Genomic DNA, 2177 nt, shown 5'->3' with positions numbered 1-2177 from the left:
TACTGGCGCGGATCGAGGACGGCGAGCGACCCCGGGTGTACGACCTGACCGTCGAGGAGACGCACAACTTCGTCGCGAACGGGCTCGTCGTCCACAACTCCTCGGACCGCTCCGCGATGCACGAGGGCCTCGAACAGCAGAAGATCTCGGTTTCGAAGGCCGGGATCAACGCCACCCTCAAGGCGCGGTGTTCGCTGCTCGGCGCGGCGAACCCGAAGTACGGCCGGTTCGACCAGTACGAGCCGATCGGCGAGCAGATCGACTTAGAGCCCGCGCTCATCTCGCGGTTCGACCTCATCTTCACGGTGACGGACAGCCCGGACCCGGAACACGACTCCCGGCTGGCGCAACACATCATCAAGACGAACTACGCCGGCGAGCTCAACACCCAGCGCGAGGAGCTGGCGAGCTCGGAGTTCACCTCGGAGCAGGTCGCGGAGGTGACCGAGGAGGTCGCGCCGGAGATCGACTCGGAGCTGCTGCGGAAGTACATCGCCCACGCGAAGCGGTCCTGCTTCCCGACGATGACGGAGGAGGCGAAAGAGCTCATCGAGGAGTTCTACGTCGACCTGCGCTCGAAGGGCGCCGACGAGGACGCGCCGGTGCCGGTCACCGCCCGGAAGCTGGAGGCGATGGTGCGGCTCTCGGAGGCGAGCGCGCGGGTGCGCCTCTCGGACACCGTCGAGCGCGAGGACGCCGACCGCGCGACGGACATCGTCGAATCGTGTCTCAAGGACATCGGCGTCGACCCGGAGACGGGGCAGTTCGACGCCGACGTGGTCGAGACTGGCACCTCGAAGAGCCAGCGCGACCGCATCAAGAACATCAAGGGGCTCATCGCCGACATCGAGGAGGAGTACGAGGACGGCGCCCCCGTCGACGAGGTGCTCGACCGCGCGGGCGAGATCGGGATGGATCCGGGGAAGGCCGAACAGGAGATCGAGAAGCTCCGCACGAAGGGCGAAGTGTACGAACCCAAGCAGGGCCACCTCCGGACGACGTAGATGGACCGGATCTCCGCGATACGGAACGTCGAGGACGCGCTCCGCGAGTTCGAGAACGGCGACGCCGACCTCGCGGCCACCGAGCGGCGCGTCGCGGCCGTGCTCCGGACGTACGCCACCGAGTTCGACGGCGACGACGACGTGTACCGGGCGGTCGGTGACGACCCCGTCGACGGCACGGTCGTCGTCGCGCCCTCGGAGCCGGCCGCGCGCGAGCGCGCTCTCGCGGCCAGCGGCCTCGGCGACGAGACCGGGGACGACCCGGACGGCGCCGACGTCGCCGAGTTCGACGTCGAGCGGTTCTAGGTGCTGACATCGGTCCGCGAGCGCGGAGTCGGGTCCGCCGTCGCTGAAGCCGACTGAAACGTTCCGGTCCGGAACGGATAAGTTCCGAGATCGACCACCGGCGGGCGTGCTGCTGGTCGTGACGTATTCGGCGGCCGCTCGAACCGGCCTCCGGAACCTGTGTCGTCGCCACGAGTCGGTCGTCGCCCGGCGGTTCGGCCGCGCCGCGCTGTTCGACGAGACGGTGTACGCCGCGTTCCTCGCGCTGCGGTTGCGGGAGTCCCACGGCGGGGACGTCCAGATAGAGCGCACCGAGCCGTTCAACGAGTTCGGCGCCGTCGACGATGAGGTCCGAGCGGCCGCCGCGGCCTACGCGGACCGGTCGGCCAAGTCGACGCCGTACGCCGCCTTCGCGGCGGGGACGGACCACCCGGACCCGGACGGCATGCGCGGCCGAGAGCTGTGACCGGGGCGAGACAGATCGCGGCCGAGACTGAGGAGGGAGTCGATAGAGAGGAGACGACCGACGTCCGGGCGCGGCCGGAACCGAGCGCGGTGCTCGGACGGCTCCCGACCGACGCGACGCTCCGGCGACAGCTCGCGGCGGCCGCGCGCTCTCGGGGACGGACGGCGTCGGTCGCGGCGGAGATCGACGATATCGAGGCGGAGCTCGCGGCGATCGAGATCGAGCCGGTCGACCTGACGGAGGCCCGGCGGCGGGTCGCCGAGACGACCGGGGAGATAGAGCGGCTGAAGGAGCGGGTCGCGGCGCTGCGCGGGGACGCCCGGGCGCGCCGCGCGGTCGACGCCGAGGCGGACGAGACGCTCGACGAGTTAGAGGCGGCGGCCGCGGAGCTGTCGGCCGCACAGACGGAGGCGATCGCCGCC

At 70.6% G+C, this 2177-nt stretch carries 2 protein-coding genes and 2 pseudogenes; all 4 read left to right on the top strand.

Annotated elements, in window-relative coordinates:
* Positions 1 to 1004, top strand: a pseudogene (locus B9G38_RS16310) (ATPase); the annotation flags it as partial.
* Complete coding sequence (locus B9G38_RS16305) at positions 1005 to 1310, top strand: hypothetical protein (RefSeq protein ID WP_086221079.1); 306 nt, start codon at positions 1005 to 1007, stop codon at positions 1308 to 1310.
* A gap of 106 nt (positions 1311 to 1416) precedes the next feature.
* Positions 1417 to 1755, top strand: a complete 339-nt coding sequence (locus B9G38_RS16300) for a hypothetical protein (protein ID WP_086221078.1) — start codon at positions 1417 to 1419, stop codon at positions 1753 to 1755.
* Positions 1752 to 2177 (top strand): annotated as a pseudogene (locus tag B9G38_RS16295) (hypothetical protein); the annotation flags it as partial. The gene B9G38_RS16300 and the pseudogene B9G38_RS16295, both read left to right, overlap by 4 nt.

The organism is Halorubrum sp. SD612, assembly GCF_002135005.1.
The sequence above is the reverse complement of the archived record's forward strand: the minus strand, read 5'-3'. Positions and strand labels throughout refer to the sequence as shown.